Annotated in this window: 27 protein-coding genes; 17 read left to right on the forward strand and 10 right to left on the reverse strand. The window is 63.4% G+C overall.

The window, feature by feature from the left end; translation table 11 throughout:
• Positions 1-14: 14 nt before the first annotated feature.
• The 3 genes from BMW76_RS05255 to BMW76_RS05270 all read right to left on the reverse strand — a co-directional run bounded on the left by BMW76_RS05255 (position 15) and on the right by BMW76_RS05270 (position 1,650).
• On the reverse strand, positions 15-272 hold the full coding sequence (locus BMW76_RS05255; RefSeq protein WP_090863828.1) for a hypothetical protein: 258 nt from the start codon (positions 270-272) through the stop codon (positions 15-17).
• Positions 265-1,014, reverse strand: a complete 750-nt coding sequence (locus BMW76_RS05260; RefSeq protein ID WP_090863830.1) for a DNA/RNA non-specific endonuclease — start codon at positions 1,012-1,014, stop codon at positions 265-267. Before BMW76_RS05260 ends, BMW76_RS05255 begins: the two co-directional genes overlap by 8 nt.
• A 276-nt stretch (positions 1,015-1,290) precedes the next feature.
• The gene (locus BMW76_RS05270; protein WP_090863834.1) at positions 1,291-1,650 is read right to left on the reverse strand and encodes a DUF3564 domain-containing protein; all 360 of its coding nucleotides are present in this window, start codon (positions 1,648-1,650) and stop codon (positions 1,291-1,293) included.
• A gap of 228 nt (positions 1,651-1,878) precedes the next feature.
• Between BMW76_RS05270 and BMW76_RS05275 the strand changes: the two genes are divergently transcribed.
• From BMW76_RS05275 to BMW76_RS05285, 3 genes are all read left to right on the forward strand, one after another.
• Positions 1,879-2,301, forward strand: a complete 423-nt coding sequence (locus tag BMW76_RS05275; RefSeq protein WP_090863836.1) for a rubrerythrin family protein — start codon at positions 1,879-1,881, stop codon at positions 2,299-2,301.
• A gap of 369 nt (positions 2,302-2,670) precedes the next feature.
• The gene (locus BMW76_RS05280) at positions 2,671-4,008 is read left to right on the forward strand and encodes a heterodisulfide reductase-related iron-sulfur binding cluster (protein ID WP_090863838.1); all 1,338 of its coding nucleotides are present in this window, start codon (positions 2,671-2,673) and stop codon (positions 4,006-4,008) included.
• 22 nt (positions 4,009-4,030) lie between these two features.
• On the forward strand, positions 4,031-4,612 hold the full coding sequence (locus BMW76_RS05285; protein WP_090863839.1) for a DUF3501 family protein: 582 nt from the start codon (positions 4,031-4,033) through the stop codon (positions 4,610-4,612).
• Here the strand turns inward: BMW76_RS05285 and BMW76_RS05290 are convergent.
• Positions 4,609-5,073 carry a GNAT family N-acetyltransferase gene (locus BMW76_RS05290; RefSeq protein ID WP_090863841.1) on the reverse strand — a complete coding sequence of 155 codons (465 nt, stop codon included), beginning with the start codon at positions 5,071-5,073 and terminating at the stop codon, positions 4,609-4,611. The genes BMW76_RS05285 and BMW76_RS05290 overlap by 4 nt on opposite strands.
• A 99-nt stretch (positions 5,074-5,172) precedes the next feature.
• On the opposite strand from BMW76_RS05290, the gene pdxR reads away from it, so the two are divergent.
• The 5 genes from pdxR (at position 5,173) to BMW76_RS05315 (ending at position 9,441) form a co-directional block, all read left to right on the forward strand.
• Positions 5,173-6,663 (forward strand): MocR-like pyridoxine biosynthesis transcription factor PdxR, encoded by a 1,491-nt coding sequence (pdxR, locus tag BMW76_RS05295; protein ID WP_090863843.1) that lies wholly within the window; start codon positions 5,173-5,175, stop codon positions 6,661-6,663.
• Between the two features lie 51 nt (positions 6,664-6,714).
• Positions 6,715-7,035: an ArsR/SmtB family transcription factor gene (locus tag BMW76_RS05300; RefSeq protein WP_090863845.1), complete on the forward strand. Its 321-nt coding sequence runs from the start codon at positions 6,715-6,717 to the stop codon at positions 7,033-7,035.
• Between the two features lie 26 nt (positions 7,036-7,061).
• A complete protein-coding gene (locus BMW76_RS05305; RefSeq protein WP_090863847.1) occupies positions 7,062-7,598 on the forward strand; it encodes an SRPBCC family protein in 537 nt (178 codons plus the stop codon).
• 250 nt (positions 7,599-7,848) lie between these two features.
• Positions 7,849-8,973, forward strand: coding sequence for a 3-deoxy-7-phosphoheptulonate synthase (locus BMW76_RS05310; RefSeq protein WP_090863849.1), 1,125 nt, complete (start codon positions 7,849-7,851; stop codon positions 8,971-8,973).
• Between the two features lie 144 nt (positions 8,974-9,117).
• On the forward strand, positions 9,118-9,441 hold the full coding sequence (locus BMW76_RS05315; RefSeq protein ID WP_090863851.1) for a thioredoxin family protein: 324 nt from the start codon (positions 9,118-9,120) through the stop codon (positions 9,439-9,441).
• A gap of 23 nt (positions 9,442-9,464) precedes the next feature.
• Here BMW76_RS05315 and BMW76_RS05320 read toward each other — a convergent pair whose 3' ends face one another.
• A complete protein-coding gene (locus BMW76_RS05320; protein ID WP_090863852.1) occupies positions 9,465-9,749 on the reverse strand; it encodes a hypothetical protein in 285 nt (94 codons plus the stop codon).
• 149 nt (positions 9,750-9,898) lie between these two features.
• Positions 9,899-10,879, reverse strand: a complete 981-nt coding sequence (locus tag BMW76_RS05325; protein ID WP_090863853.1) for a glutathione S-transferase family protein — start codon at positions 10,877-10,879, stop codon at positions 9,899-9,901.
• Positions 10,880-11,059: 180 nt separating this feature from the next.
• Between BMW76_RS05325 and BMW76_RS05330 the strand changes: the two genes are divergently transcribed.
• From BMW76_RS05330 to BMW76_RS05350, 5 genes are all read left to right on the forward strand, one after another.
• The gene (locus tag BMW76_RS05330; protein ID WP_090863856.1) at positions 11,060-11,974 is read left to right on the forward strand and encodes a LysR family transcriptional regulator; all 915 of its coding nucleotides are present in this window, start codon (positions 11,060-11,062) and stop codon (positions 11,972-11,974) included.
• Positions 11,975-12,193: 219 nt separating this feature from the next.
• Entirely contained in the window at positions 12,194-12,814 is a 621-nt protein-coding gene (locus BMW76_RS05335; protein ID WP_090863859.1) for a cytochrome b, read from the forward strand.
• A complete protein-coding gene (locus BMW76_RS05340) occupies positions 12,814-14,352 on the forward strand; it encodes a glycosyltransferase family 2 protein (protein ID WP_090863861.1) in 1,539 nt (512 codons plus the stop codon). Before BMW76_RS05335 ends, BMW76_RS05340 begins: the two co-directional genes overlap by 1 nt.
• Positions 14,353-14,660: 308 nt before the next feature.
• Positions 14,661-15,785, forward strand: coding sequence for an aromatic ring-hydroxylating oxygenase subunit alpha (locus BMW76_RS05345; RefSeq protein ID WP_090863863.1), 1,125 nt, complete (start codon positions 14,661-14,663; stop codon positions 15,783-15,785).
• A gap of 190 nt (positions 15,786-15,975) precedes the next feature.
• Positions 15,976-16,440, forward strand: a complete 465-nt coding sequence (locus BMW76_RS05350) for an SRPBCC family protein (RefSeq protein WP_090864313.1) — start codon at positions 15,976-15,978, stop codon at positions 16,438-16,440.
• A gap of 204 nt (positions 16,441-16,644) precedes the next feature.
• Here the strand turns inward: BMW76_RS05350 and BMW76_RS05355 are convergent, their stop codons facing one another.
• Together BMW76_RS05355 and BMW76_RS05360 are read right to left on the reverse strand one after the other, a co-directional pair.
• Positions 16,645-17,793 carry a porin gene (locus tag BMW76_RS05355; RefSeq protein ID WP_090863865.1) on the reverse strand — a complete coding sequence of 383 codons (1,149 nt, stop codon included), beginning with the start codon at positions 17,791-17,793 and terminating at the stop codon, positions 16,645-16,647.
• 699 nt (positions 17,794-18,492) lie between these two features.
• Positions 18,493-18,687, reverse strand: a complete 195-nt coding sequence (locus tag BMW76_RS05360) for a glycine zipper 2TM domain-containing protein (protein WP_090864315.1) — start codon at positions 18,685-18,687, stop codon at positions 18,493-18,495.
• Positions 18,688-18,919: 232 nt separating this feature from the next.
• Between BMW76_RS05360 and BMW76_RS05365 the strand changes: the two genes are divergently transcribed.
• The 4 genes from BMW76_RS05365 to BMW76_RS05380 all read left to right on the forward strand — a co-directional run bounded on the left by BMW76_RS05365 (position 18,920) and on the right by BMW76_RS05380 (position 21,665).
• On the forward strand, positions 18,920-19,276 hold the full coding sequence (locus tag BMW76_RS05365) for a YciI family protein (RefSeq protein ID WP_090863867.1): 357 nt from the start codon (positions 18,920-18,922) through the stop codon (positions 19,274-19,276).
• A 183-nt stretch (positions 19,277-19,459) separates the two neighbouring features.
• The gene (locus BMW76_RS05370) at positions 19,460-19,873 is read left to right on the forward strand and encodes a YciI family protein (protein ID WP_090864317.1); all 414 of its coding nucleotides are present in this window, start codon (positions 19,460-19,462) and stop codon (positions 19,871-19,873) included.
• 71 nt (positions 19,874-19,944) lie between these two features.
• On the forward strand, positions 19,945-20,364 hold the full coding sequence (locus BMW76_RS05375) for a VOC family protein (RefSeq protein WP_090863869.1): 420 nt from the start codon (positions 19,945-19,947) through the stop codon (positions 20,362-20,364).
• An 8-nt stretch (positions 20,365-20,372) separates the two neighbouring features.
• A complete protein-coding gene (locus tag BMW76_RS05380) occupies positions 20,373-21,665 on the forward strand; it encodes an RNA polymerase sigma factor (RefSeq protein WP_090863871.1) in 1,293 nt (430 codons plus the stop codon).
• A gap of 47 nt (positions 21,666-21,712) precedes the next feature.
• Here the strand turns inward: BMW76_RS05380 and BMW76_RS05385 are convergent, their stop codons facing one another.
• Positions 21,713-21,874, reverse strand: a complete 162-nt coding sequence (locus BMW76_RS05385; RefSeq protein WP_245763120.1) for a DUF1427 family protein — start codon at positions 21,872-21,874, stop codon at positions 21,713-21,715.
• A gap of 43 nt (positions 21,875-21,917) precedes the next feature.
• On the reverse strand, positions 21,918-22,874 hold the full coding sequence (locus BMW76_RS05390) for a quinone oxidoreductase family protein (protein ID WP_090863875.1): 957 nt from the start codon (positions 22,872-22,874) through the stop codon (positions 21,918-21,920).
• Between the last annotated feature and the right edge of the window lie 171 nt (positions 22,875-23,045).

The raw sequence follows: 23,045 nt of genomic DNA on the forward strand, positions 1-23,045 counted from the left end.
GCCGCGTCGAAGCACTAGAACGGATTGTCGATCACGCCCGGCTTCGCGTCGGGCTCTTCCTTGATCTGCCCGGGCAGATGCGCGTCCGCCTGCAACACGGCGACGACGCTGTCGAGCGCCTCCTTGAGCGCGAGCGCCGCCTTCAGGCCGCGCTTGTCCTTCGTGATGTCGAGCGTGCCGTTCACGACGACGCGTGTGGTGCCGTTCGACACCGTCAGCGCGTCGCCCTGGATGTTGAGCACATCGTCGTCGTTCGAATACGCTTTAAACACCTTTCAGCCCTCCCGGACGCTGGTCCTTGAGTTTTTCCGGAATGCCCGGAAAACGGATGCCGCTCATCGCTTCGAGCTCGTGAACGGTCTTCACGTCGTAGCGGTCGGTCGCCACGTTGTCCGCGACGATCGCAAACGCGAGTTTCTTCGATGGCACGTAGACGACCTTGAAGAGTTGCGTCGGCACGAATACGCGCGTCGGCCCGATCGTTTGCAGTTGCGAGCCCGTGAAAAGCGGCCCGGTGACGACATACGTGTCGTCGTACTTCTTCGACAGCGCGCGCACGGCCGTCTCGATGTGCGACCACAGGTGCTGGTTATTGACACGATTCTGCGGTACGACGTTCGCGAGCGAGAACGATTGTGCCATCGCTTCCTCGTTCCAGCGGTTGCCCGCGGGACTCATGTGGCCGCGATCGAAGCCGCTGCGCTTGTAATCGGCGAGCGTCGCGCCTTCGCCATCGGGGAGGCGCGAGTCTTCGAAAAACTTGTTCGTCCGGACCATGTCCTTTGCGGCCTCGATATGGTCGCGCGTCAGATGCTCGGCGGACCACAATGGGCCGTGCGTGATGCCGGAGTGGAGGACAGCGAAATCCGAATAGCACAGCATGCGCGTCTTCGGCGCCATCTTTGCGTTCGTCAGCACGGGCCATTGGGCGTCGGGCGTGAAATCCGTGCAGGACGGTGCCGCCGATACGTGGCTCGCGGCCACGATCAGCAGACTGACTAACCACTTCTTCATGGATGTGAAAGCGAATGAGGGGCCGCAAGTATAGCCGTGCGTGCTACGTGCGGCGCAAGTACTGCATGCGGTTCGCGCGGCATCGCCGCGGCAATCGGCAAAAGCGTAACGACTGCGTCGGCGAGCGGCAATTTCTGCGCGTTTCGCGGGCGTGCGGAAACGCGAGGGAAGAATGCGAAGCGAATGAGAATCCGCGCCCGCCGACGGTCGGCGGGGCGGGGCTCAGGTAGTGGAAGCGAAAGGAATCAGTCGAAAGCGAAGCGGTCCGGGCTGGATTCAGCGTCCGAACACGCTGTGCTCGGCGTGAACAGGCAGCCGGTCGACGGCCTGCAGACGCCAGAAGCCGTTCATCGGCGAACGCGTGCGGTCAGATGACCACGCCGCGCTGCCTTGCGCTGAACTGACCTGCTGCCGCCGGTCCACGTGCAGGCCGTTCAACGTGCATAAGGGTGCGTCTGCGCTGGGTGCGCAGAGCTTGGTGACGCCGCCTTCGTCATGAAGTTCGCCCCAAGGGGGCAGGTCGATCCCATCGTGTGCTTCTCTCGACCAGCGACGCTCGTCGGTGTCGAGCCATAGCACGGCGTAATCGTGATTGACGGTGGGGTCCGAACCGTTGATCAGTATCGTCAGCCGCATTAGACAGTCCCCCGGTGAAAAAGGTGATGCAGGTGATGCGTTACTCAGTCTATGCCGGGCCTGAGGTTATGCAAGACAAACAGCTATCGCGAAGATTGAAAAACCCAATTGGGAACGCATCGCTGAGCACCTAGATTAAATGAACGGCACAGGTGCGCGCGTCTGGCCGGTGGTCGACCATGAAAAGCACGCGCGTTCCCACAATACAGGCTTTGGACGGAGGCTCAGATGTCGCAACTCAAGGGTTCGAAAACTGAAGAGAATCTGAAGGCCGCATTTGCCGGCGAATCGCAGGCCAATCGCCGCTATCTGTACTTTGCAGCGAAGGCGGACGTCGAGGGACAGAACGACGTCGCCGCGCTATTCCGCTCGACAGCCGAAGGCGAAACAGGCCACGCGCATGGCCACCTCGAATATCTCGAAGTCGTCGGCGATCCGGCAACGGGACTGCCGTTCGGCTCGTCGCGCCAGAACCTGCAATCGGCGATTGCGGGCGAAACGCACGAATACACCGACATGTATCCGGGCATGGCGAAGACCGCGCGCGAGGAAGGCTTCGACGAAATCGCGAACTGGTTCGAAACGCTCGCCAAGGCCGAGCGCAGTCACGCGAATCGCTATACGAAGGCACTGGACGCACTGGTCGACTGAAGCCGCGGGCGCCGGCATCCGTGGCCGGCGCGCTCCATTGTGGTCAGTCTGCGTGCGACAGTCTGGCTGGGAGACGGCAGGCTAGCGGGCCGAAGCGCAACACGAAGCGGCGCAACAACACCGACGCGGGATGAAGCAAGAAAAAGCGAGACGATCGCGATCTTGCGCGTGCGGTTGCGCATCCATCGATTGCGCGCAGAAGAACGAACGCATGGGAAGGGAGTAGGGCGCTGAAGAGCCAACTCCCGTCGATTGCGCTGCATGGGACGGGAGTAAGGCTCTAAAGAGTCAAACTCCGGTCGACCGCGCTGCATGGGACGGGAGTAGGCTCTAAAGAGCCAACTCCCGTCGACACAGGAGACGCACGCGATGCCTCACAAGGAAGGCAGTCTCGAAGCGCCGATCCGCTATCCGCTCGACTGGCAATCGGATGCTTTCTACGATCAGGATGCGATCGACCAGGAACTGACGCGCGTGTTCGACATCTGCGCGGGATGCCGCCGTTGCGTGTCGTTGTGCGGCACGTTCCCGACGCTGTTCGATCTCGTCGACGAAACGGACATGGGCGAAGCGCATGAAGTCGACAAGAAGAAATTCGGCGCCGTCGTCGACCAGTGCTATCTGTGCGACCTGTGCTACATGACGAAATGCCCGTATGTGCCGCCGCATAGCTGGAACGTCGATTTCCCGCATCTGATGCTGCGTGCGAAGGCGGCGAGATACAAGCGCGGCGAGGTCGAGTTGCGCGACAAGTTTCTGTCGAATACGGATGCGCTCGGCACGTTCGCGGGCATTCCCATCGTCACGCAGACGGTCAACGCGGTGAATCACACGGGCGCGGCGCGCGGGCTGATGGAAAAGGCGCTCGGCGTCGACAAGAAGGCATGGCTGCCCGATTTCGCGTCGCGCAAATTTCGCAGCGCGGCAAGGAAATCGCCGCAGGTGCAGGTGAAGGACGGCGAGCGCACGCCCGGCAAAGTGGCGATCTACTCGACCTGTTACGTGAATTTCAATGAGCCCGGCATCGGTCACGACCTGCTGGCCGTGCTCGCGCACAACGACATTCCGTACGAACTCGTATCGAGCGAAGCGTGCTGCGGCATGCCGTTGCTCGAGCAGGGCAATCTCGCGGGCGTCGCGGAGAAGAAAGAGAAGAACATGCCCGTGCTCGCGCGTTACGCGCGCGACGGCTATGCGATCATCGGCGCAATTCCGAGCTGTGTGCTGATGTACAAGCACGAATTGCCGCTGATGTTCCCCGACGATTCCGACGTGCGCGCCGTCAGCGAAGCGTTCTGGGACCCGTTCGAATACTTCGTGTCACGTCATCGCGATGGGCTGCTGAAGACCGACTTCAACACGCCGCTCGGTAAGGTGTCGTATCACGTGCCGTGTCACGCGCGCGTGCAGAACATCGGGCGCAAGACATCGGAGACTTTCGCGCTCGTGCCCGATACGCAGGTGACGGTCGTCGAGCGCTGCTCGGGCCATGCGGGCACGTTCGGCGTGAAGAAGGAATTTCACGCGATGGCGATGAAGATCGGCACGCCCGTCTTCAAGGCGATGGCGCAGGCGCAGCCCGATTTCATCTCGTCCGATTGCCAGCTCGCGGGCCATCACATCGAACAGGGCTTCGACGAGAACGGCTTGCCGAAGACGCAGCTCGCGCACCCGTTGACGCTGCTGCGCAAAGCGTACGGCCTTTGATCTTCAATCAGCGAGGATACCGATGAGCATCGCAAGGAACTCCCTGTTGTCGCTCGAAAACTATGCGAAGGCGCGCAAGACGATGCGCGATCAGATCATCGAGCACAAGAAGCTTCGCCTTGTCAGGTTGGGCAATCACGTGACGTTCCTGTTCGAAGACGAATTGACGATCCGCTATCAGATCCAGGAGATGCTGCACATCGAGAGGATCTTCGACGAGGACGGCATTCAGGGCGAACTCGAAGCGTATGTACCACTCGTGCCCGACGGCAGCAACTTCAAGGCGACGATGCAGATCGAGTATGCGAACGAAGTCGAACGGCGCGCGGCGCTGGCCCGCCTGATCGGCATCGAGGACCGCGTATTCATTAAGGTGGACGGCGAAGAGCCTGTCTATGCGATCGCCGATGAAGACCTCGAACGCGAGAACAACGAAAAGACTTCAGCCGTGCATTTCGTGCGCTTCGAGCTAACGCCGTCGATGAAGGCGCGCCTTCGCGACGGCGCGGGCCTGCACATCGGTTGCGATCATCCGAACTATCCGGTGGACGTGCAGACGGTGCCCGACGAAGTGCGAGCGTCGCTCGTCAGCGATCTCGCCTAGAGCGGCTTGCGATAGACGACGAAGCCCGACAGTTCGGCGACCTTGTCGTAGAGTTGCATCGCGGTGCGGTTTGTCTCGTGCGTGAGCCAGTACACGCGCTCGGCGCGTGCGGCCTTCGCGGCGGCGTAGACGGCTTCGATCAGCGCGCGTCCGACGCCTTTGCCGCGCTCCGAATCGAGCGTGAACAGATCGTGCAGATAGCACGTCGGTCCCGCCATCAAGGTGCTGCGGTGATACAGGTAATGCACGAGGCCGACCAGCGCGCCGTCGCCGCGCTCGGCGACCATCGCGTGCATCGGTTCGAGTCCGTCGAAAAAGCGCGCCCACGTAAGCTTCGTGATGTCGAGCGGCAGCGCCGTTTCGTCGAAGCGTCCATAGAAGCGGTTATAGCCGTCCCACAGCGGCAGCCACGCTTCGTAGTCGGCGGGAACGACAGGGCGGATCTTTACAGCTTGCGTCATGGGTGGCGCTCCTTGTAATCGGCAGGTATCGTCGAAGCATAGGGTTTCTGTGGCACCATTGTTAGCTCCACGTCGGAAGCAAAATATGGAGCCACGCAATTGGACTACGGGCTGTTGATGTCGAGCTTCGCGAGCGAGGCGACCGGGCGCAAGCTCACGCAGCAGATGCTGCTGTACGAAAGCTTGCGTCACGCGATTCTGAACGGCGACATTCGCCACGGCACCCAGCTCGTGCCGACGCGCGCGCTCGCCGAGCAGCTTGGCATCGCGCGCAACTCCGTGCTGTACGCCTACGAACGGCTCGCCGAAGAGGGCTTTATCGCCGCGAGCCGCCACGGGTCGATCGTCAGTTGTGTCGCGGTTCCTGGGGCCAATGCGGAGGCGCTCGATGCTTCGCCCGTCAGCCGGCTGTCGCGGCGCGTCGCGGCACTGCCGCCCGATCGCGGCAGCACGCGTGGCGCGGGCGGCGCGACGGGCATGCATGCGCCGTTTCAGGCGGGCGTGCCCGCGCTCGACGAGTTTCCCGTCGCGCAATGGCGCGCATCGATGGAACGCGCGTGGCGCTCGGTCGATGCGCGCGATCTCGGCTACGGCTACTACGCGGGGCATCCTTCGCTCAGGCGCGCCGTTGCCGAATACGTGCGCGTGTCGCGCAGCGTGCGCTGCACCGCCGATCAGGTGTTCATCACGTCGGGCACGCACACGAGTCTCGACCTGTGCGCTCGCATGCTCGCCGATCCGGGCGACACCGCGTGGCTCGAGAACCCCGGCTATCACGGCGCGCGAATCGCGTTTCAGTCGGCGGGCCTGAATGTCGTGCCGATTCCCGTCGACGCCGCCGGGATCGCGCCCACCGACGAGCACTGGCAACGCACGCCGCCGCGCCTCGTCTACATCACGCCGTCGCATCAATATCCGCTCGGCTGCGTGCTGGGCCTGGAGCGGCGCTGGTCGATCATCGACAACGTCGTCGAGCGCGGCGCCTGGATCATCGAGGACGACTACGACAGCGAACTGCGCCACAGCGGTCCGCCGCTGCCGTCGGTACAAGGGCTGCGGCCCGCGACGCCCGTCGTCTATCTCGGCACGTTCAGCAAGACGATGTTCCCGGCGCTGCGCATCGGCTTCATGATCGTGCCGGCCAATCTCGCACCGGAAATCGGCAGCGTGATTGGCGAGATGTCGCGCCAGGGACGCATCGCCGATCAGATCGCGCTCGCGGACTTCATCGAAAGCGGCAAGTACGCGCGCCATCTGCGAAGGATGCGGCGCATCTACCAGCAGCGGCGCGAGGCGATGGTCAGCGCGATTCATCAGCACATGCGCGATCTCGTGACGGTTTCATCCGATGGCAGCGGCATGCATCTGACGATGCGCCTCGACGCGCCATTGCAGGATCGCGACGTGAGCATCGCGTTGCGCGACAAGGGCATCGCCGTGTCGCCGCTGAGCGCGTACTGCCATCAGGGCGAAGACGCCGCGCAATTCAACGGTTTCATGCTCGGCTATGCGGGCGTGCATCCGGACAAGGCCGACAGGCTCGTCGCCGAACTCGGCGCGGCGATCCGCTCGCTGGCCGCCGGCCAATGATATTCAACCAAATGGTTGAATAACGCCGAAGCCCCGTCTATACTCGGGTTCATGAACGAGTCCGCACTCGACGGCGTGTTCCACGCGCTGTCCGATCCCACCCGGCGCGCGATGCTCGCGCAGCTTGCCGCCGGCGAACGCAACATCGGTGAACTGGCGGCGCCGTTCGCGATGTCGTTCGCGGCCGCATCGAAACATGTGAAGGTGCTGGAAGGCGCAGGGCTGGTCCAGCGCCGCGTGGAAGGGCGCTCGCATATCTGCCGGATCGAACCGGCGCCGCTCGCCGCCGCCGATGCGTGGCTGCGCTTTTATGAACGCTTCTGGAGCAGCCGGCTCGACGTGCTCGAAGACCTGCTGCGCAATCCACCGTAAGCATCTTGTCGACAGGGGGACAAGCGATGAACCTGAACGAACCACTCGGCGCTTTCGACGGCACGCAGGTCGTGCGCTTCGAACGCCTGCTGCCCGGACCGATCGAGCGCGTCTGGGCGTACCTGACCGAGTCCGACAAGCGCAGCCAGTGGCTCGCGTCGGGTGCCATGCCGGCGCAGCCCGGCGGCGAATTCGTGATGCGCTTCGATCACTCGCTGCTGGCCGCGACGCCGGAGCTGCCGCCCGAACCGTATCGCCAGTACGCGGGCGGGCACGATTCGTATCACCGGCTGCTGCGCTTCGAGCCGCCTCATGTGCTCGCGTTCACGTGGGGCAGCATTCAGGACAATCTCTCCGAAGTGACCTTCGAATTGTCGGAGTCAGGCGATCAGGTGAAGCTCGTGCTCACGCATCGCAACCTGTCCGGCCGCAAAGAGCAACTCGACGTCGGTCCGGGCTGGCACAGCCATCTCGACGTGCTGCGCGAGCGCCTCAACGGCACCGCGCCCGCGTCGTTCTGGACGATGTTCGAGCAGATCAAGGCGCGTTACGACGCGCTCTAAGGCCTGAAGCGCCCGAAACATCGCAGCGGCTGATCGGCAAAGTGCCGCAGGGACGCTACGTCGAAATGCCGGAGACGGCGCAATCGTACGGACATCAGACGCTCGCGCATCCGGAAGTGTGGAAGTCCTATCTGATCCAGCTGATGAACGGCGCGTGATCTTCATATCTGTCCAGCGCGGGCGCGCGTGGACCGGGGTGCCGCGAGTGCGATAATCGACGTCGCCCCAAAATGCAGAGCCGGAGAACATTGTGAGCCGCATCGACAACCCCACACGTGATCAGGAAGCCGGCGTCGCCGATTCCACCCAGGACATCACGCGCATCGACGACACCCGCATCGGCGCAGTGCGTCCGCTGATTTCGCCCGCGCTGCTGCTCGACGAACTGCCTTGCCCGCCCGGCGTGCAGACGCTCGTCGAAAAAAGCCGCGTTGAAATCGCCGATGTTCTGCACGACCGTGACGACCGACTCGTAGTCGTCGTCGGTCCGTGCTCGATCCACGACCACGACCAGGCGATGGAATACGCGCACAAGCTGAAAGCAGCCGCCGATGCGCTGCGCGACGATCTGCTGATCGTCATGCGCGTCTACTTCGAGAAGCCGCGCACGACAGTCGGCTGGAAGGGCTATATCAACGATCCGCGTCTGGATGGCAGCTTCCGCATCAACGAGGGGCTGCGCCGCGCGCGCGAGCTGCTGCTCGAAATCAGCGAACTCGGCCTGCCGACGGGCACCGAGTTTCTCGACCTCCTGAGCCCGCAGTACATCGCGGATCTAATCGCGTGGGGCGCCATTGGCGCGCGCACGACAGAGAGCCAGAGCCACCGGCAACTGGCGTCGGGGCTGTCGTGCCCGATCGGCTTCAAGAACGGCACCGACGGCGGCGTGCAGATCGCCGCCGATGCGATCGTCGCCGCGCGCGCGAGCCACGCGTTCATGGGCATGACGAAGATGGGCATGGCCGCGATCTTCGAGACGCGCGGCAACGACGACGCGCACGTGATTCTGCGCGGCGGCAAGAAAGGGCCGAACTACGATGCGGCCGGTGTCGAGGAAGCGTGCGCCGCGTTGCGCAAGGTCGGCTTGCGCGAACAGGTGATGGTCGACTGCTCGCACGCGAATTCCAACAAGTCGCACGAGCGCCAGATCGAAGTCGCGCAGGATCTCGCGAACCAGTTGTCGGGCGGCGAGAAGCGGATTATCGGCGTGATGATCGAGAGCCATCTCGAAGCCGGCCGTCAGGATCTGAAGCCGGGCGTGCCGCTTGCTCACGGCGTGTCGATCACCGATGCGTGCATCGGCTGGGCTCAAACCGAGCCGGTGCTGCAGACGCTGGCGCAAGCGGTGCGCGCGCGGCGCTCGCGCGTGGGCTGACGCTGCGGGCGTCGATACCGGCGGATCGGTCAGCTTGGGTCAGCGCCGTCAGCACGTTTGGCGGATAACGGGCAACATCGCATGTGGCGCGGCCTTTGCGGCATGCAGGGCTGGCACGCCGGATCGTCCGGCGCATGGAGGCTTATGACTACCGCGAATCAATACTCGAAGACCGCGCCGAGCCGCGCGGATGTCGACGCCCTCGCGGGCGTGACCGTCGTCGAATTCGGCACCGACTGGTGCGGCTATTGTCAGGGCGCGCAGCCTGTGATCGCGGAGGGGTTCGGCCCGCATCCGGGCACGCGCCATCTGAAGATCGAAGACGGGCCGGGCCGGCCGCTCGGGCGCTCTTTCAAGGTCAAGCTCTGGCCGACGCTGGTTTTCATGCGCGATGGCGTCGAAGTGGCGCGCGTCGTGCGGCCGACGGACGCCCAACAGATCGAGAACGCCTTCGCCGCCGTGGCCTGAGCCGAAAGGCGAGAGGCAACGCGTCAGCTGTTCGGGGGATCACCGAACAGGCTGTTGATGTCCTTCGCTTCTTCCGACAGGTTGTATTCCTTCTGCACCGTCTTTAGAGCATCGTCGACGATGCGCTCGAAGCCGATCGCGTTGCCGAAGTGCTTCATCGTCCAGTTGCAGCCGCTGGCATCGGGTTTCTGCAATTGCGGGCGCGGTACGCTGATCTTCACGCCGTCGTCGACGACTTCCGGCGCGCGATGAATGCGCCGGCTCACTTCGTCCTGAAGCTGGGAAGCGGTGCGTGGCTTGCGTAGCATGAGGGTCTCCGTGCGGGTGTGGCCGATGCGTGGCCGACGGATGGCCACGCCTGCGGACAGTCTAGCGCAACGTACTCGCGGCCCCATGGTTGAGCTTTCGGGCTTATCGCTTGCCCGTTCGAGTGCGGCGCGATGCAGCCAGCTCCCCTTCACACAAACCGCGCGCGGTCGTGCGGCGCATCGAAATCCTGCACGGGACCGAGCGGCACGATGCCCGTCGGATTCACCGAGCGATGGCTCTCGTAGTAATGCCGCTTGATGTGCTCGAAGTTCACCGTGCCCGCGACGCCCGGATGCTGATAGATGTCGCGCGTGTACGCGGACAGATTCGGATAGTCCGCAATGCGCCGCAGGTTGCACTTGAAGTGCCCGAAGTACACGGCATCGAAGCGGATCAGCGTCGTGAACAGCCGGATATCGGCTTCCGTCAGCCGGTTGCCCGTAAGAAAGCGCTGCGTCGACAGTTTCTGCTCGATCCAGTCGAGCGTGTCGAAGAGGGGCACGACGGCTTCTTCATACGCGCGCTGGGTGGTCGCGAAGCCCGACTTGTATACGCCGTTGTTGACCGTGTCGTAGACGCGCGCGTTGATCGCGTCGATCTCGGCGCGCAGTGGCGGCGGATAGAAGTCGCCCGGCTCCGCGCCGATTTCGTCGAACGCGGAATTCAGCATGCGAATGATCTCCGACGATTCATTGCTCACGATCGTTCGCTGATGCTTGTCCCACAGGATAGGCACCGTCACACGGCCGGTGTAGTGGCGGTCGGCGGCGAGATAGACGTCGCGCAGATACGGCGCGTGGTTGATCGCGTCGGGCACGACGCCGGGGCCGTCGTCGAAGGTCCAGCCGTCGGCGAGCATCAGCCAGTGCACGACGGAGACGCTGATCATGTCCTCGAGGCCCTTCAGCGCGCGCATGATCAGCGTGCGATGCGCCCACGGGCACGCGAGGCTCACGTACAGATGATAGCGGCCCGCTTCCGCCTCGAAGCCGTCGTTGCCGCTCGGGCCCGCTTCGCCGTCGGGCGTGACCCAGTTGCGGAACACGGCGTCCGTGCGCACGAAGCGTCCGCCCGTCGACGACGTGTCGTACCACCTGTCCTGCCATTGGCCGTTGACTAACAGTCCCATGTCGCTGCTCCTTTCATCCTGTGCGTTCGACGCCCGCTCGCTTTGCGGACGGCGTATCGGGCGTATTGGGAAACGGGACGATCGCGTGCTTCGTCCGTTCCCCTAGATCCTATGATTTTCGACGACCGCGCGCGTTTTGCCGTACGATTTTCCCGATGAAATCATTCGACGGGATCGAACATGTTGACCGACGACGAGCTTGCACTGCTCGAAGCGATCCGCGAAACCGGCAGTCTGTCGCGCGCGGCGGCACGGCTCGGCAAGGCGCCGTCGACGGTGTCGCACGCTGCCCGTCAGCTCGAAACGCGCTTCGACGCGCTGCTGTTCGATCGCCGCCGCTACCGGCTGCAACTCACACCCGCAGGCCAATTGCTCGCCGAAGAAGCCGCACGCCTGATGCAGGACGTGTCGCGCATGACGCAGCGCGTGCGGCAGATCGCGAGCGGCTGGGAAGACCGGCTCTGGATCGTCACCGACGAGCTGATGGAGTTCGAGACGCTGATGCCCGTCATCCATGCGTTCGACGCGCTGCAGTCGGGCGTCAGGCTGCGCGTGACGACGGAAGAGCTGAGCGGCACATGGGAGGCGCTGCGTGACGGCCGCGCGGACCTGATCGTCGGCGCGACCAACGAGCCGCCCGCGATCGCCGGCTTGCGCTGGTTCGAGCTGGGCGTCGTGGACTGGGTGTTCGCGGTGTCGCCGCGTCATCCGTTCGCGAGCATCAAGGAGCCGCTGCGGCGCGACCAGATCGCGAAACAGCGCGCTATCGTCGTGGCCGATTCGTCGCGCGCGAGCGGGCGCGCGTATGGGCTGCTCGGCGGACAGATGTCGCTCGCCGTGCCCAGCATGCGCGCGAAAATTCTCGCGCAGCGCGATGGGCTCGGGACGGGCTGGCTGCCGCGTCATCGCGTGGCGTCGCTGCTCAAGCGCGGCGAGCTCGTCGAAAAAGAAACCGCCGATCCGCGCGAGCCCAACGTGCTGTATGTCGGGTGGCGCGGTGACCAGGGAGGTCGCGCGTTGCAATGGTGGCTCGATCAGCTGCGCGAGCCGCGCCTCGCCAAACGTCTGGTGCAAGGCATCGACCAGTTCGCGTGAACCGCCTCTTGAACCATCGAGGTGCGCGTGAAACAAATGGAAACGCGACGCGGACGTGACAGCAGCGCCGGGCTCGCACGTCGAAGGAATAAACAGGCATAGTGGGGCGTTCTGCTGACGAGACGACAGCGGTGCGCGCATGCAGCGCGGTCCCGCATGTCGTCTTGCGTTCTTGCATGCGGCTTTCGCCGCCCCTACCCATATCCAACGAAACTTTTCATGGACACATCCACGTCATCACGCACGGCCACACGCGACGGCACGCACGCGCTTTACGCGCCATTGCCGCCAGCGCGCTACACACGCACGGCGATGATCCTGCACTGGCTCATCGCCGTTCTCATCATCGCAAACGTCGCGCTCGGCGTTTCCGCCGATTCGCTGCCGGACGACTGGGTTCGCCCCTTCATCGACACGCACAAGTCGATCGGCATCACGGTGCTCGGTCTCGCGCTGCTGCGCGTGCTGTGGCGCGTGTCGCACCGGCCGCCGCCGCTGCCGCGCGAGTTTCCGTCGTGGGAACGGATGGCCGCGCACGTCGCGCACTTCCTGCTGTATTTCCTGATGATCGCGTTGCCGCTGTCGGGATGGATGCACGATTCCGCATGGAAGGACGCGGCCACGCACCCGATGCATCTGTTCGGCGTCGTGCCGTTTCCGCGCATCGGGCTCATCATGAATCTCGATCCCGCCGTCAAGGAGCCGTTGCACGACAGGTTCGGCGCGCTGCACACGTACCTCGGCTACGCGCTGTATGCGCTGTTTGCGATGCATATCGGCGGCGCGCTGAAGCATGAGCTGTTCGACCGTAAGTCCGTCTTCAAGCGGATGGTGCCGTGATGGATGTCGACGTAATCGAAGACGCCACGCTCACGCGCGGCGGCGTTTGCGAGGGCGCTTGCGGCACGGGTGGTGGCCGTTCGAGGCTGTCGCTGCGCGACGCGTTGGAGGCGGTATCGCCCCGCATCAATCCGCGCAAGGCGAGTTGGCAGAGCATCGTGATTCACGGCAGCGTGACCGCGCTGTGGCTGCTGCTGTTCGCGCGAGCCTTCTTTCTGCATGGCGCGCTCGCGTGGTCGACGGGCATTGCGTATGTCGTCTACGACACGCTGCTGCTTGCGTTCGTTACCGTGAAAACCTGGCCGCTGATCCGCCATTCGTTGCCCGCGCATCGTTGCGCCGACGCCGCGCATCTGCCGACGATGGGCGTGATCGTCGCCGCGCACAACGAGGCGGCCGTGCTGCCCGTGACGCTCGCCGCGCTGCTGAGGCAAACGCATGGCCTGTCGCAGATCGTGATCGCCGACGATGGCTCCACGGACGGCACACGCGATCTGCTTACCGGCCGCTTCCGTCTGACGGAGCCGGCGCTCGGCGAACTGAGTGCGCCGAGCAGCCGCTATCCGAATCTGTACTGGCTGCGCGTGCCGCACGGCGGCAAGGCGTTCGCGCTCAACGCGGCCATCGACGTGATGACGACCGACACCGTGATGACCGTCGACGCCGACACCTTGCTCGCCGACGACGCCGCGCTCGCGATGCGCGCGGCGTTCGCGCAGGCGCCGAAGCTGGTCGCGGCGACGGGCATTCTCGTGCCCGTGTGCAACCGCACGGCGAGCGGGCGCGTGTTCCAGTGGTTTCAGACCTACGAGTACATGCGCAACTTCATCGCCCGCTTTGCATGGATGCGCGCCGACAGCCTGTTGCTGGTGTCGGGCGCGTTTGCGTCGTTCCGGCGCGATGCGCTTGTCGCTGTCGGCGGCTTCGATGCGCAATGTCTCGTCGAAGACTACGAGCTGATCCATCGGCTGCGCCGCTATTCCGTTGATCGCGGTCTGGGATGGGACGTGCGCGTGGTCGGCGATGCGCACGCGCAGACGGAAGCGCCCGCGACGCTCGGCGCTTTCCTGCGCCAGCGCCGCCGCTGGTTCGCGGGCTTCCTGCAAACGCAATACTGGAACCGCGACATGACGGGCGATGCGCGTTACGGCACGCTCGGCCGCCTGATGCTCCCCATCAAGGCATTCGACACGATGCAGCCCGTCTACGGACTGACTGCGTTCGCGCTGTTGCTCGGTTTCATCGCTGGCGGACATGGCCTGATCGTCGTGTCGATCTTCAGCGTGATCGGCCTCAAGACGGCCATCGATCTCGCGTTCTACGTGTGGTGCATCCACCTGTACGGGCGCTGGACGGGGCAGACGAGCGGTTCTAGTCTGCGGATGGCGGTGGCCGCCGCCATCGCCGAGCCGTTCACGTTCCAGTTGCTGCGGCACACGGGCGCGGTGCTCGGCTGGCTGCATTTTCTGCGCGGCGGCCGGTCGTGGGGCAAACAGCATCGCTCGGGTCTTGTCGGCGCGACGGGGCGCAAGCATTGAACGGCTGTTGCGCGCGCCTGTCGAACTGTAATGCGTTGAAGCGATCCTGTAATGCATCGAGGCGCTTCGGAGCGTTGCACCTGCAACGACCTCGAACGACCTCGAGGGCGCCACCGCGGCATCGCCGCGGTGCAGTCGTTCGCGCCTGCTGCGCACGTCGACGCGCGGTCGATCGCGCCTGCCTGCCGTAAGCCCTCATCAATTTCAGCGGCGACTTCTAGTAGACTGAAAGGCGACATCGGTTTTCCAACAATCAAACCGGCCTGGTCCCGGCGACCAGTCGACCGTTGTGCCAGGAGGCTTCATACATGCATGTCGTCGCTCCGTTGGACAGCAATACCGTCGATAACACTAAACCCGCCGTGCGCGATCTTCGCCGCGTCGATATCCACCCCGATCACTGGTATCCGCTTGCATGGTCGCGCGAAGTGAAGCGCGGCAAGGCGCATGGCGTCCGCTTTGCCGGCGATCCGATCGTGCTGGTGCGCACGGAGTCGGGCAACGTGTTCGCGCTCGAGGACCGCTGCGCGCATCGACAGGTGCCGTTGCATGGCGGAGTGGTCGACGGCGAGGCGATCCGCTGCTGTTACCACGGCTGGACGTATGACTGCACGGGCAAATGCATCGACGTGCCGTACCTGGGCCGCGAACGCCTGCCGAACGGCGTGCGCGCGTATCCGTGCCGCGAATCGGAAGGACTGGTTTTCGTGTTTACCGGCGATGCGCAACTCGCCGAAACGGTGCCGCTACCGCCGCTCGGCTCAGTCGACGACAAGGCCTACAAGACGCGTCGCTTCGGGCGCGAAGTCGCGTGCCATTACTCGTTCATGCACGAAAACCTGATGGACATGAACCATCAGTTCTTGCATCGCAAGCAGATGGGCAAGATGCGCGCGCGGTCGCTTGGCCGGCGGCGCGGCGAGAACTGGGTCGAGGTCGATTACACGTTTTCTCGTGAAGCGGGCCAGCAGCCGATCGGCGAGGCGCTCGTGTTCGGGCAGAGCCGTCCGGATTCGAACATCGAGCGCAACGACGTGATGACCGTCCGCACGCAGTATCCGTATCAGACGCTGCAGATTCGCACGTCCGAAGGCTCGCTCGTGATGGACCTGTGGATCTGCTACGTGCCGCTCGACCGCGAGCAGCGGACCAATCGCACGTTCGGGCTGCTGTCCATCAAGCGGCCGAAGATCGGCGTGCTGCTCGACATCGCATGGCCGCTGCTGGTGTGGTTCACCGAGCGCATCTTCGCGGAAGACCGCTGGATCGTCGAACGCGAGCAGGAGGCACACGATGCACAAGGCGCCGACTGGAACCACGAAGTCTTTCCTGTGATCAACGAGCTGCGCGATCTGCTGCGGCAGTGCGGCGCGCCCGCGACGCGGCGGGTGATTCCCATCGAGCCGTCGGCGGAGTCGGTTGCTGCCGTCTGATCTTTGCGGGCTATTTCCGTCTATTGATCCGACGTTAGGCGTTCCAACGTTCGGCACCTCGCATTCGCCGCGCTTTTCCGCGCGCGCGTGATGGTGCTTGCGCGTTCGCTGCTTCGGACAATGCGTTATGCTTGATTTCATCCGCGGGACGTTCGGCGGATGCGGCGTATTGTTCGAAGGAGGCTGTCTCATGTCCGAGGATGGCGACCTGGCTCCGCCGATCGCGGATCTGGAAATCGTATCGACGCGCGTGTTTGATTTTCCGCGCGATCTCATATTCAGGGCCTGGACGGACCCGGCGCATCTCGCGCACTGGTGGGGACCGAAGGGCTTCACCAACTCATTCCACGAATTCGATCTGCGTGCGGGCGGCAACTGGCGCTTTGTGATGCACGGACCGGATGGCGTCGACTATAAGAATCACAGCGTGTTCGTCGAGATTGCCGCGCCCGAGCGGATCGTGTTCGATCACGTGTCGGGGCCATATTTTCGCGTCGCCGCAACCTTCGATGCAGTGAGCGACGAGCAGACGCGCGTCACGTTTCGCATGCTCTTCGAAACGCCCGCTGTCTGCGCTCAGGTGAAGACGTTTGCCGTCAAGGCGAATGAAGAGAACTTCGACAGGTTGCAGAAGGAATTGAAGCGGATGGCTTGACGCTTCGCGCTTCTGGTTTTTGTCGGCTTAAGTCTCTGTTCTTTCTGTGAGTTTCAGCGCGTTCAGCGCGTTTTAAAACACCCATAGGCCCAATAGGCAACGCCCCCACGCTCCGAAGAACGTGGGGGCGTTGTGGTCGCCTCGCGGCCCGAGCGCTTACGGCAGGTCGATCGTACGCATCAACCTGCCGCGCTTCGTGTGCGATTAGAAGCGGTGACGCATGCCAACCGATGCGACAGCCTGGCGGCGCGAGGAGGAGACGCCCGTTGCGCTGCCGTTATCGATGACGGCCGGGATCAGATCGCCGTGTGCCGTGCTCGTCAGCTGGTACACACCCTGTGCATAGATGTCGGTACGCTTCGACAGAGCGTAGTCGCCTTGCAGGCCGATCTGGTTGGCGTGGAAGTGGAATTCGTCGACGGCACCATTGGTGTACGTGTACGAAGCGCCCAGGCCAAGCGCCGGGGTCAAGTTGTACTTCGCGTTGATCTCGTAGTTGTTCGTGTGGATCGACGCGCTGCTCCCCGTGAAGTTGTCAAAGCGGGCTTGCGTCCACAGCAGACCGACAACAGCCGGACCGAATGCATAGCTGGCACCGGCGCCGAACGAACGCTGACGGAACGTCACGTCCGCCAGATCAAGCTGGCCAACGCTGGACAGATCGACGAGATCCGATGCGCCTTTGTCGTTGATGTTCGGGCTGTTGCGCTGCTGGTAGCCGGCGCCGATGCGCAGACCTGCGTTCTCGTAGCCCGCGCCGAAGCTGTATTCACGGTTTGCGGCGAACCGGGAACTGTTCGAGAAGCCGTACGTGCCGCCGAACGAGAAGCCAGCGTAGTTGGCGCTCGTGAACTTGATCGAGTTGTTGGTCGCAACGCCACTGTTGTCGTCCAGCATGTCCAGGTTGCCGAAGTGCGCAAAGTTCGAGCCGCCCCAGCTGCCCGTAGCGGCCAGCGGTGCGACGAAGTCATGCATCTCGTCGTACTGACGGCCCAGCGTAACGGTGCCGGCCTGGCTCGACAGACCGACGAATGCCTGGCGCGAGAACATCTTGCCTGCCTGCGCCTGCGAACCGTTGTTCAGGTTGAAGCCCTGCTCCAACGTGAAGATCGTCTTCAGGCCGCCGCCCAGGTCTTCGACGCCGCGCAGGCCGAAGCGGTTTTCATCGACGGAGCCGCTGCCGAGTGCCCATTGTGCGTTACCCACGACGTCGCCGGCGCTGTTCAGGTGAGCGACATTGCTCGTATACGTCAAACCCGCGTCCAGCGTGCCATACAGCGTGACGCTGCTTTGTGCGTGTGCGACCGAGGCGAACGATGCAGCAACTGCCGTCGCGATCAGAATCTTCTTCATGTGTGCTTCCTTCAGTTCAAGGGGCAATACGAGGCTTGAATAGAAACGGACAAGCTATGCGTGCCACGTCCCGTGCGAAGCAAGACCACTGCACTTGCCCTGTTTGGGGAAGCGCAAGTATAGAAAGGGCCCCTAACTATCTACTTATGTCGCAATCGGAAATGGTGTATTTCTGAATTGGAAATAAAAGGCGACTACCGATACAGTCGATTGATTTGATTTAATTTTATATTCGCAAATGCGATGTCGTTTTTATTGAGATTAATTCTAGATGTTGTAATGCGACAACGAAAATCGAATGACGTTTTATTTCGGGATAAACAGGATCAGGCAACGCAAACAATGTTTTGCAATTTACTCATGTTCCGTTGGCTGAACTACCAAGAGGCGTATGGATACGGGCTTTGTCGCGTCAATGGATAATTCGCTCAAAATATGACATCAAGCAAAATAACGAATGAACTTTTGGTGAGTTAGTGGATCGTCAATTAAATAATTTAATCTCGAAATAAAACGGAGGAAGCGAAATGGTTATCGAAATTCAAGTGGCATCCGACAGAAAAAATAGATAAACAAGAAGAACAAAGATTTGCAAATACGCGATTTAAATCGGCAACGACAAGATTCAACAAACATTAAAGGCGGCATTCTCGAAGAATGACCGCCTTTTTCACGAATTTAAATGTTTTCAAAACGATGTCACTTGCCGAGTTCATGGCCGATGATCCCACCTGCGACCGCACCGCCGACAGTGCCCGCTGTGCTGTGCGTCGTCTCATGGCCCACATATCCGCCCGCTGCCGCGCCGCCGAGGGTGCACCCCGCCGCGAGCGGCAAGCATGCCGCCGCCGCGGCGGCCGCGACGCGCAGCAGGGCCGTATAGCGCTTCAACATGTCGTACCCCTGCATGATCCAACATACCTTTGGGGGTGCAAACGCCGTGCCAATTCTGTCAGCGGAATGCCCATTCGCGCGCAGCAGACGTTTCCAGGCGCGCCGTCACTTTGCTAGACTGCCTTCGCCAGCAGAACCAGCACTGGCGCCATCGTCCGCCGCGCCAACCCGTCCCACGAAGTACGGCATCCCTCGAACGCAGCGGTCCCGACAACCGGAAATCGGAGTCCTCATGTCTTACATGCTGCTCATCGTCGAACCTACGGAACAACGTGAAGAGCGCGGCGAAGTCGCGGGCCGCGCCGTCTACGACCGCATGCTGAAATACCGCGCGGATCTGCAGTCGCGCGGCCAGCTGATCGCCGCCGAATCGCTGTCCAGCGTCAACAAGGGCGTGCGCCTCGAAAAGCGCGACGGGCAAACGCGCCTGATCGACGGCCCGTTTGCCGAAGCGAAGGAAATGGTCGGCGGCTTCTTTCTGCTGGACGTCGATACCTATGACGAAGCGCTCACGCTCGCCAAGGACTGCCCGGCCGCCGAGTGGTGCACGATCGAGATCCGCAGGGTCGCGCCGTGCTACGACTACTAGCCAAACGCTAGCCAAACGCTAGCCAAACGCGGGCCGAACGCGGGCCGAACGCGAGCCAAACAAGCACGGCCCGCCCGCAGCGAGGGTTTTCCCTGGCGCCAGCAGATGTCGATCGGATCGCGCGCCGCTCGTCGTGGAAGTAAGAAGCCGCCAAGGGCTTCCGTAACTCCAGGAGAGATGGCGATGCGATTCATGATCATGGTGAAAGCCACCGCGGACAGCGAAGCCGGCAAGATGCCGGAAGAAGAACTGATTGCGTCGATGGCGACGTACCACGAAGAACTGCAGAAGGCGGGCGTGCTGCTCGATGCGTCTGGCTTGCAGCCCAGTTCGAAGGGCTGGCGCGTACGCTATTCGGGCGGCAAGCGCAGCGTGATCGATGGCCCGTTCGCCGAAACCAAGGAACTGGTCGCGGGCTACACCGTGATCCAGGTGCGCTCGCGCGAAGAAGCGATGGAATGGGCGCGACGCTTCCCCGCGCCGTTCGGGGAGCAGGCGGACGGCGAAATCGAAGTGCGTCAGATGTACGACCTCGACGACTTCGAGCCGAGCCAGGCGATGGACCGCTTTCGCAATATCGAAGGCGCGAATCACTGAACTCGCGCGCAGCCGAAGCGAGCCGCGCCCTGGCTACAACCGTGCATTCAAGACGATACGGACGAGCAATCATGCACAAACAAATCTACGTGAATCTGGCCGTGAGCAGCGTCGAGAAGTCGAAGACCTTCTTCTCGCAACTCGGCTTCACCTTCGAACCGAAGTTCACCAACGAGCAGGCGGCCGCCATGGTGATCGGCGAAAACATCTACGCGATGCTGCTCGCAAAGGACTTCTTCCAGACCTTCACGAACAAGACGCTGTGCAATCCGAAGGAGAGCACGGAGGCGCTCATCTGCATTTCGTGCGACAGCCGCGCGCAGGTCGACGAGCTGGTGGTGAAGGCGCGGGCCGCGGGCGGCGCGGTGCCGCGCGCGCCGCAGGATCATGGCTTCATGTACGGACACGGCTTCGAGGACATCGACGGCCACATCTGGGAGCTGGTGTACATGGACCCGAACGCCGTCATGCCGTCGGCCGACGCTTCCTGAGGCCGGCCGTGACGACGGCTGCGACTCACCGTGCGATCGAGGCAGTCTGGCGGATCGAATCCGCGAAGGTCATCGCTCATGTCGCGCGAATCGTGCGGGACGTGGGCGTCGCCGAGGAGCTGGCGCAGGACGCGCTGGTCGCCGCGCTCGAAACGTGGCCCGACGCGGGCGTGCCCGACAACCCCGGAGCATGGCTGATGGCGACCGCGAAGAACCGCGCGCTCGACCGCTGGCGGCAGGACGCGCTGCACGCGCGCAAGCACCAGGAGCTCGGCGCGGACATGGACGCGATGGAGGCGCACATCGTGCCGGATTTCGTCGATGCACTCGACGCCGCGCGCGCCGACGACATCGGCGACGATCTGCTGCGGCTCGTGTTCACCGCGTGTCACCCGGTGCTGTCGAAGGACGCGCGCGTCGCGCTCACGCTGCGCCTGCTCGGCGGCCTCACGACGGACGAAATCGCGCGCGCGTTTCTGGTGCCCGAGCCGACCATCGCGCAACGCATCGTGCGCGCGAAGAAGACGCTCGCGGCGGCGAAAGTGCCGTTCGAAGTGCCGCAGGCGAACGATCGCGCGGTGCGGCTCGCGTCGGTGCTCGAAGTGATCTATCTGGTCTTCAACGAAGGCTACTCGGCGACGGCAGGCGACGACTGGATGCGTCCTTCGCTATGCGAAGAAGCCCTGCGTCTCGGGCGCGTGCTGGCCGGCCTGATGCCTGACGAAAGCGAAGTGCACGGCCTCGTCGCGTTGATGGAGATTCAGGCATCGCGCACGCATGCGCGCGTCGATCCGCAAGGGCGGCCCGTGCTGCTGCTCGATCAGGACCGCAGCCGCTGGGACCCGCTCTTGATCCGGCGCGGGCTCGCCGCGCTGGATCGCTCGGAGGCGCTCGACGGCATGAGCGGTCCGTACACGTTGCAGGCGGCGCTCGCCGCGTGTCACGCGCGCGCCCGCACAGCCGCCGATACCGACTGGACGCAGATCGTCGCGCTCTACGATGCGCTTGCCGAAGTTGCGCCGTCGCCCGTCGTCGAGCTGAATCGCGCTGTTGCTGTCGGCATGGCGTATGGGCCGACGGCGGCGCTGGAAATCGTCGATGGACTGGTGGGCGAACCGTCGCTGAAAAACTATCACTGGCTGCCGAGCGTGCGGGGCGACCTGCTCGCAAAGCTCGGCCGCAACGACGAAGCGCGCGCCGAGTTCGAACGCGCCGCTTCGATGACGCGCAATGCACGCGAACGCGAACTGCTGCTCGAACGCGCGCGCGAAATGAGCGGCGCACCACGACACATGCAGTAGGCGCTTTGAGTTGCCGTCGAGACGCGCTTCGCGTTGGCGTCGGCGCATCAACTCGTGACGCGCGCGAACACCATGCGCGCGAATGGAATCACGTGCTCGCCCGCGACCATGCCTGGCAAGCCGATTAACGCGACGATGGGCGGCGCGGGCGATTTCACGTCGATGACGTTGTACAGCAGGCCGACGGCAACGCCCGCCGCCAGCGACACGATATAGGCTTTCTTACGAGTCGCCGGAAGTGATGACGTTGCGTCACATCGCGATGACGACGCGCCCGCGCGTGCCGCCCGCGACGGCCGCGTAAGCGTCGCGTGCCTGTTCCAGCGCGAAGTTGTGCGCGATCGAAGGCGCCTGCAATCTGCCGCTCTCGAACACGGAGGCCAGCTCCGTCATCATCCGCGCGGAGTCGGCGACGCCGAGCTTCGCGCTATCCGCGCCGAAGAGCTGCGTTTCGTTGTGGTAGAAGTCGATCAGGTCGAAGTCGACGCGCCGTTTGCCCGTCGCGCTGATCTCGACGACGCGGCCGCGCCACTTCGCGAGCTTGAGCGCCGTCTCGAACGCGACGCCGCCGACCGCGTCGTACACGACGTCCGCGCCGCCGAGTTCCTTGACGCGCCGCGCGGCGTTGTCGTCGATCGGCACGTAGTGGTCGATCAGACGGCCGGCGGGCGAATCCGCATCGGGCTCGCGCCGATCGACGGCGATTACCCGGCAGCCGCGCGACTTCGCGATCTGCACGACCGCGCCGCCAACACCTCCGCTCGCGCCGATGACGGCAACCGTTTCGCCCGCGACCAGCTGCGCGTAATCGATCACACCCAGCCACGCGACCACGAAGTTCACGCCGATCGCCGCCGCCTGTTCGTGCGTCAGCGAATGAGGCTTGCGCGACAGCGCGGCCGCGGGAATCTTGATGAACTGCGCGTGCGTGCCGTCGCGCGTGAAGCCGATGTCGCCGCCCGTGCCCCATACGTCGGCGCCGATCCAGTCAGCCGGGCCCTCGACCACGACGCCGCTGAAGTCGCGCCCCGGAATGCGCGGCAGCGTGGTGTGCGCGAAGTGGCCGGACAGATTCTTCACGTCGCTCGGATTTACCGAGGCCGCTTTCACTTGCACGATGGCGCTTTCGCTATCGACGGCGGGCGTAGGGACGTCGACGTAGTCGAGGACTTCGGGACCGCCAAAAGACTTGAACTGGATCGCTTTCATTGCCGCTCCTGGATGCTGTCGGATTCGATGGATTCGCTTGCCGCGTCGCACGGGCGATGCAGCGTATGGCGGCAGTCTAGGTGACAGGCACGACGCCGTTCAGACAAGTGCTTTCGAATATCGGACAGACGGCACGGGAAGCGGTATCGTCGAGCTTCGCTCATTTACTCA

Origin of the sequence: Paraburkholderia diazotrophica (assembly GCF_900108945.1) — a bacterium.
Classification (GTDB): Bacteria; Pseudomonadota; Gammaproteobacteria; order Burkholderiales; family Burkholderiaceae; genus Paraburkholderia; species Paraburkholderia diazotrophica.